This window comes from Chamaesiphon polymorphus CCALA 037, assembly GCF_003003845.1.
GTDB classification, from domain to species: domain Bacteria; phylum Cyanobacteriota; class Cyanobacteriia; order Cyanobacteriales; family Chamaesiphonaceae; genus Chamaesiphon; species Chamaesiphon polymorphus.
On sequence record NZ_PVWO01000319.1, the window covers coordinates 1 to 6903 of the forward strand.

Annotated in this window: 7 protein-coding genes and 1 pseudogene; 2 read left to right on the forward strand and 6 right to left on the reverse strand. The window is 46.7% G+C overall.

What is annotated here, in order from left to right; translation table 11 throughout:
• Nucleotides 1-167 precede the first annotated feature (167 nt).
• Nucleotides 168-1031 (reverse strand): urease accessory protein UreD, encoded by an 864-nt coding sequence (locus tag C7B77_RS20235; RefSeq protein WP_106309003.1) that lies wholly within the window; start codon nt 1029-1031, stop codon nt 168-170.
• Nucleotides 1012-1281, reverse strand: coding sequence for a hypothetical protein (locus C7B77_RS20240; protein WP_106309006.1), 270 nt, complete (start codon nt 1279-1281; stop codon nt 1012-1014). The genes C7B77_RS20235 and C7B77_RS20240 overlap by 20 nt, the downstream gene beginning before the upstream one ends.
• Before the next feature lie 239 nt (nt 1282-1520).
• Here C7B77_RS20240 and psbQ point away from each other — a divergent pair, with 239 nt between their 5' ends.
• Both psbQ and C7B77_RS20250 read left to right on the forward strand, forming a co-directional pair.
• The gene (gene psbQ, locus C7B77_RS20245) at nt 1521-1964 is read left to right on the forward strand and encodes a photosystem II protein PsbQ (protein ID WP_106309008.1); all 444 of its coding nucleotides are present in this window, start codon (nt 1521-1523) and stop codon (nt 1962-1964) included.
• A 315-nt stretch (nt 1965-2279) separates the two neighbouring features.
• The gene (locus C7B77_RS20250) at nt 2280-3356 is read left to right on the forward strand and encodes an NAD(P)/FAD-dependent oxidoreductase (protein WP_106309011.1); all 1077 of its coding nucleotides are present in this window, start codon (nt 2280-2282) and stop codon (nt 3354-3356) included.
• Nucleotides 3357-3410: 54 nt separating this feature from the next.
• On the opposite strand, the gene C7B77_RS20255 is transcribed toward C7B77_RS20250, so the two are convergent.
• From C7B77_RS20255 to C7B77_RS20270, 4 genes and pseudogenes are all read right to left on the reverse strand, one after another.
• The gene (locus C7B77_RS20255; protein ID WP_106309017.1) at nt 3411-3800 is read right to left on the reverse strand and encodes a cytidine deaminase; all 390 of its coding nucleotides are present in this window, start codon (nt 3798-3800) and stop codon (nt 3411-3413) included.
• Between the two features lie 179 nt (nt 3801-3979).
• Complete coding sequence (locus tag C7B77_RS20260) at nt 3980-5293, reverse strand: FAD-dependent hydroxylase (protein ID WP_219892216.1); 1314 nt, start codon at nt 5291-5293, stop codon at nt 3980-3982.
• Nucleotides 5294-5554: 261 nt separating this feature from the next.
• Entirely contained in the window at nt 5555-6073 is a 519-nt protein-coding gene (locus tag C7B77_RS20265; RefSeq protein ID WP_106309014.1) for a hypothetical protein, read from the reverse strand.
• Nucleotides 6074-6212: 139 nt separating this feature from the next.
• A pseudogene (locus C7B77_RS20270) lies at nt 6213-6903 on the reverse strand (cobyrinate a,c-diamide synthase); the annotation flags it as partial.

Here is a 6903-nt window from a genome sequence, read left to right on the forward strand (position 1 = left end):
GGTAGAGGGTAGAAGGCAGAGCGCAGAAGGCAGAAGGCAGAAGGCTAGAGGGAAGAGGGAAGAGGGAAGAGGGGAATGGGGAAGGGGGAAAGGGAAAAGGAAATAGGGTACAAGGCTTAACTATACCCATCCACCCATCCACCCATCCACTCATCCACCCATCCACCCTATTGCCATACTCGCAAATGAATCGGTGGACTGTCGAGATAAGAATGACGCAGTAGGTGCCAAACAGCCGCGAACCAGCGACGGACTTCGGTAGTGGAGTCACCGCGATAGCGACATAATATCCCTTCTGTCAGACGAGTGACTCCGATCTTACTCGGTGCGCCATCAAACAGCGATCGAGCTTTGACGACGATATTTTTACTTACCAGCAGTTCGTCTGACTCTAGATTACCAGCACCAATCCAGGCTAAAGTGCCGACGATCGGATATCCAGCTAGACTATTAGGCAGATCGATCTTGTCATCGCCATAGAGTAATTGTCGATCGATCCAGACTGGTATGCCTTGACGATATACTTCCGTCGCCGATTTCCAGACGCCGTGAGTAAACCGCTCGCCTCGCGCCGTTCGTCCGAATCGATCGATCTCCCACCCCAACCAGCTTGCAGTCGCCGCCAGATTGACGCGTAAGTGTCGATCGAATAGCGCGCCATCAAAGATAATTGTCTCTTGCGGCAACCATTCTAGACAGGCATTTTCGCCCACATTCTGGACGATTTGTTCGGATGCTAGCGCACCATTACTGCCATAGATTTTACCAGCCGCCGCCGTGGTAATTACCGCCCGCGATCGAGATTGCAGGTCGATATCGATATTTAGCCGATCTCCGCCGACGACACCACCAGCAGTATGCAAGATCGTATTGTGACAGATGGCTGCACTTTCGGGATAAAACGAGCGTTGGACTTTAAGCGGTGCAGTACCGCGATGCTCGATGGCTTGAGTTTTACCCCCAGAGTAACCATAGGTGAGTTGTAGATGTCCTTGCCAACCGGGACATGCGTCAAGATTGTTCTGGTTCATCTACTTCGACTTCGATCGTCGGGGCATTTTCAATCAGAAATAATCGCGCCAGCTTGTCATATACTCCTGCGCCAATATACTGAGGATATGTGTGCGATCGACTGTAAATCCAGATTAATTCTTCACCGTCAAAAATTCGGACATCTTGCAATAAACTTTTACACTGAGATTTGAGCGAATTGCCCGCCTCTAAGGCATCCGTCCATCGCTCGAACTGGCGATCGTAATCTTTTGCGAATACTCTAAACATGAAATTTGCGATCGATTGTTAGTAATTATGCAGATCTCCAGGATCGGCTCGATTGGGGATTTATGCCTACGGCGATTCAGACAAAATGGATTGCCTGCAACCTGACAATTCTAGTATGCTGAGAGTAGGGGCGAACGGCATCGCTCTAACGTGCTGCGTCGGCGCGAGTCTCATCTTTCTGTAGCCTATCTTATCGATCGACATTTTAACCATTCTCATAACCTATTTTTCAGATAACTATGTCTCTATTTCGTCCGCTGATATCCCTGCTCCTCTTACTGGTTTCTGTCTTGGTCGTTAGCTGTAGTGATGGTTCCCAAGCTAAGGCTCCAACTTATAGTGCTGCACAACTGACTCAAATTCAAGCCACTAGCAAAAATGTCAGAACATTAACCGATCGACTGCCAGAACTAGCTACTTTAATTCAAGAGCGCGATTGGAATAATGTCAAATCATTCATTCACGGCCCTCTAGGCGAAATCAGAACTCGGATGTCTGGTTTATCCAGAGAGCTATTACCAGGCAGCAAAGAGCAAGCTTTGAAGATTAGCAAAGAAATCTTTGAACATCTCAACAAGATCGACGCAGCCGCTGGCGATAACGACTACAAACTTGCCATTCGCAACTATGGCGAAGCTCTCAAGGATCTCGCCAGTTTCGAGAAACTGATTCCTCAAGCGTAATTAGCTCTAAATTTAGGATAATTATCATTCCTTAAAAGACAGGGTAGGGGCAATTTGTTGATTGCTTCTACCCTGTCTTTTGAAGACAGAGAGAGAAATTAACAAATGTATAGGCATAATTATTTATTAGACAGTAGTTCCATAAATTAATTAATAATGTAGTGGGCATTGCCCACCATATAGGTTTCAGGCATAGTCTATTTTAGAAATAATTATGTCTAGTTATTTGACGATCGAAACTTATGTGGTGGGCAATGCCCACCCTACTACTATCAATTATCAATTATCAATTATCAATTATCAATTATCAATTAAATGTCTATTAGTATTATCGGCTGCGGCATTATTGGCGCGACAATTGCTTACGAATTGAGTCAATCGACCGATTTTCAAATCGACGTTTATGACAAACAACAGCCAGCACAAGCAGCCACGGGTGCAGCTCTAGGCGTAATGATGGGGATTATCTCTACCAAAGTTAAAGGACGTGCTTGGAACCTCCGTAGAGATAGTATTCGTCGCTATCAAACCCTAATTCCCGAATTAGAAGAAGTCACAGGCATAAAAATTTCACATAATTCTCAAGGAATTATCAAACTATTATCATCAGAAGACGATCTGAGTCAGTGGACGCAATTAGTTACCACCCGCACCGAACAAGAGTGGCAATTAGAGTTATGGAATGCGCGCAAAATCCTGACTCAACTGCCGCAAATAGATCGCCAATTTAATGGAACTGCGGCTTATTCACCTCAAGATTTACAAGTCGATCCGGTTGCCCTCACCAATGCCCTCGTAGCTGCGGCGAAGCTAAACGGGGTGAAGTTTCATTTCGATCGATCGATCGAGTCTATCACCGCAGATAACCCCAATAGCTGCGAACTTTTAACCGCTGACGATCGAAAGATAACTAGCGATCGAGTCATCGTCACGGCAGGTTTGGGTGCGACTAGTTTGCTCGCTCCACACGCACCCATCGACATTCAACCCGTACTCGGACAAGCGATCCAAATCCGGTTATCGCAACCATTAGGCAATCCAGATTTTCAACCCGTAATCGTCAGCGAAGATGTCAATATCGTTCCCTGTGGCGGTAACGATTATTGGGTGGGGGCATCTGTAGAATTTCCCATCGATGGAGCGATGGTAGCAGATCCGGCATGTCTGGAGCGAGTCAAACAAATTGCCATAGATATCTGTCCCGATTTAGCTAAGGGCGAAATTATCCGCACCTGGCAAGGCTTGCGCCCCCGTCCCAACCATCGTCCGGCACCTGTAATCGATCGAGTCGGCAAGAATCAGCGGGTATTAGTAGCGACAGGACACTATCGGAATGGCGTTTTACTGGCTCCAGCAACAGCACGAATTATCGGCGATATGTTGTTGAATTAATTGATAATTGATGCCGAAAAATAGAGTAGGGGCAATTCATGAATTGCCCCTACTCTATTTTTCGACACGCTGATATTTGTGCGGCAATAATTCACTAATCGAGACAACCTCACCATCGGAAATAATCGTTTGACAATCTGGTGCATAGTCCGAAATTAATTCCCGACACATCCCGCATGGGGAAACGATGTTACCTTGATTATCTACAGCAACGATCGTCTCAAGTTCGGTATCTCCGACTGCTGCTGCCATGCCAATGGCAATTGCTTCGGCACAAACGGCAACTCTACCGACATTTGCTTCTAAATGAACCGCTGCAAATACTCGTCCAGATTTGGTTCTTAATGCTGCGCCGATGTGATGGTAGTCTGGTTTAAACCGCTGTGAGATTATCGATCGAGCCTGTTCGATAAGTTCTCGATCGATCGAGCTGAGTGAAGACATCGCTTTACGACCCAAATGATTGTAAATAACCTAGCACAGCTTTATAGCCCAATTATCAATTACAGCACTTTTATAGTTGATGAGCTACGACAGAACCCCGACTTCTTGGAGAAGTCGGGGTTCTGAATCGACAAACATCGTATCCCGATCGAGTCGCAAACTGCTGTAGCAACGATCGACTAATTAAACTTTGCCACCTGCGGAATTTTACCAGCCAATCCTGTCATCAATCTGAGGGCGAGGTATTTAAAACCTGGAATTCGATCGAGTAAAAATAGCCCGAAGCGGCGGATAATCACGATCGGTAGGAGGCTTGTCGAGAACATGCGATCGAGAAAATCGGTAAAGGCTAAAATTACCCAGTTTTCTGGCTTGCGCCAGTTGGCATACTTTTGGAGTACAGCTTTAGAGCCAATATCTTCACCTGATTGATGCGCGGCGACTAATATCTCTGCTAAAGCGGCGGCGTCCCTAATCCCCAGATTCATGCCTTGTCCCGCAACGGGATGGCAACAGTGCGCCGCATCGCCGATTAATGCCAGTCTGTCAGCGATATAATTTTTGCTTTGCATCAACTTGACGGGAAATAGCCACCGCTGGGAGTCGAGTTCTAATTTGCCGAGTAAACCACCCGTACAATGTTCCAATCGCGCTAGGAATTCACTTTCAGGTAAATCTCGCAATTCTTCAGCTTGTTGGTGCGGTACCGTCCATACTACCTGACAGCGACCGTCAGCTAATGGTAACACTCCGATCGGGCCAGCATACCAGAATCGCTCGTAGGCCACATTCTGGTGCGGCTGTGCGGGTGTGACGGTGGCGGTGATGCAAGATTGCCAATAATTCCAGCCAGCGGTGGCGATGCCAGCGCGCTCTCGGAGTGAGGATTTGGCACCATCGGCGGCAATTACCAAGCTGGTGCGGATTTTGGTTGGTGTTTCGGTGTCTGGGGTTTGAATCGTAATTTCGGCACCAGTCGGGGTGTATTTTACCTCTACTACCTGTGCGGGACACATCACCGTAATATTTGCAGCCGATCGCAATTTATTTTGCAATGCTGTCAGTAGAACTTCGTGACTGGCTGCATAACCCAAAGTCGATCGCCCCAAATCTTGGGGATACATCTTCACTACTCCCGCATAATCGGCGTCAGAGATTTGAATTTGACTAAATTGAGCAATCTGGGGTAAAACTTCTTCCCACACGCCTAGTCCCTCAAATATCTGCCCTGAGAGCATCGATAAGACGTATGCTCGACTCTTGGCGATCGAAATTGACTGCGCTTGCGACTCAATCGAAACTACCCGCAGTCCAGAATTTTGCAGCGCGACGGCGAGAGTATTCCCGATAATACCACCACCAACGATCGCCAGATCGTAGTCCAACTGAGGCAATCCAGCAACTGGTTGTGCGTCTGGATCGGATTGTGGTGAATGCAGCATCTGTTTTTGCACAGCGTCTGCCCGAACTGAGAGAGAATCGAGACGTGGCATAGGAAACGATCGAGTAATAAGATTAGTAAACATTTTCGGCAGCGACCCTTATTATTATGACGCTTCTAATCATTCTGCGCGAGGATAACGTAGGCTTTAGGCTTTAGGTATTGGGGAACAGCGTTTCACCCATTACTCATTACTCATTACTCATTACTCATTACTCATTAAAAAAGTGCCCCAGTCAAGTTAGCTGAGACACTCGTGTTGGAGTCAAACGTTAGTTAAGTCTGGAACATCCCGTTATCGTCGATTTGATGCTTATTTAGGCGCACCAGTTGGGTTGGAAGGATTGCTACCAGCAGGAGGAACGCTGCTAGGGATGGATGTTGGAGTGCCAGGTAAAGTAGAATCTGTCGGAACCTTATTATTAGGATTGGTGTTGGAACTGCCAGAGCTAGGATCGCTGGGGTTGGATTTAGTACCAGGAACGGTGGTGCCAGAGGGAGTGGTATCGGTACCAGAAGGAGTAGTAGTACCAGAAGGCATGGTAGTACCAGAAGGTGTGGTAGTAGTATCTGGGGTGGTCGTACCAGAGGGTGTAGTTGTGTCAGTTCCAGCGGGCTTTTTCATGTTGGTGCCGCTCGTAGCTGGCTTTTTCTTGCCTTTGGCTGCTGGAGTTGTGGTTTTTTTCTTCTTGGTGGTTTGGGCGGTTTTTCCGGCCAATGTCGAAACGTGAGAAGAGGTATGATGAGCTTCCGCAGATGTCATGAGACTAACTAGGCTCAATGGCGAAAAAACTACAGTAGTCAATGCGATCGTCTGAATTAGTTTAATCATGAAAACTTCTTAATTTGGAGATGATTTACCTAAAATTCGGCGATTTATTTCACTCGCTGTAGGTGCATCTTAGCATCAAAATCGTGTAATGTCCCGATACATATATAACAATATCAAATACATGTAGCGATCGACGAAATTATTTCAGGGATGCAAATAGACGCTCGAATCTACGGCAACAGTTGAGAAATCGATCTCCGATATTTGGATGAGATCCGAAATGTAAATGAGTGTACGCAGCCTGCACCTGGTATCTACTCCAGCCTTCAGCCGCAAAAACTAAATTCGATTCATAGCCCTGAAGATCGCATAATGGATACGGGGGTAAATCTGTTAAAGTAGAACGATGAAATTCGTGTCCCCACACTCGATCGCCTGCATTAAAAAGCACACTATTTTGTAATGCTGTCAGTTGTCGGTAGCCCAAAATTAATCGTTTGCCCATCACGGCTGTGGTTGGAAAAATTCCCACCATGGCATGAGATCGATCGTCAAAATCTACAATTCGATCGCATAAATACATCAATCCGCCGCATTCAGCATAGGTAGGCATTCCAGAGACAATCGCGGCTGCGACAGATTGTCTGGCCGATGTATTTGCTGCTAAAATTTCGGCAAATACTTCTGGAAATCCACCCCCAAAATATAATCCACTCACATCTGGCGGTAACTGTCGATCGATTAATGGACTCCACTCGATGAGTTCGGCACCCAAATCTCGCAATAAGTCCAGATTATCGGCATAGTAAAAATTAAACGCCGCATCTTTGGCAACTGCGAGCCGAACTTTAGAAGGTGCTTTTGAGGTTGTGGTTACCCCACCCCAGCCC

Bases quoted from the DNA above. Each gene is read 5' to 3' on its own strand.
- C7B77_RS20235 (WP_106309003.1), bottom strand. From the start codon at position 1,031: ATGAACCAGAACAATCTTGACGCATGTCCCGGTTGGCAAGGACATCTA.
- C7B77_RS20240 (WP_106309006.1), bottom strand. From the start codon at position 1,281: ATGTTTAGAGTATTCGCAAAAGATTACGATCGCCAGTTCGAGCGATGG.
- psbQ (WP_106309008.1), top strand. From the start codon at position 1,521: ATGTCTCTATTTCGTCCGCTGATATCCCTGCTCCTCTTACTGGTTTCT.
- C7B77_RS20250 (WP_106309011.1), top strand. From the start codon at position 2,280: ATGTCTATTAGTATTATCGGCTGCGGCATTATTGGCGCGACAATTGCT.
- C7B77_RS20255 (WP_106309017.1), bottom strand. From the start codon at position 3,800: ATGTCTTCACTCAGCTCGATCGATCGAGAACTTATCGAACAGGCTCGA.
- C7B77_RS20260 (WP_219892216.1), bottom strand. From the start codon at position 5,293: ATGCCACGTCTCGATTCTCTCTCAGTTCGGGCAGACGCTGTGCAAAAA.
- C7B77_RS20265 (WP_106309014.1), bottom strand. From the start codon at position 6,073: ATGATTAAACTAATTCAGACGATCGCATTGACTACTGTAGTTTTTTCG.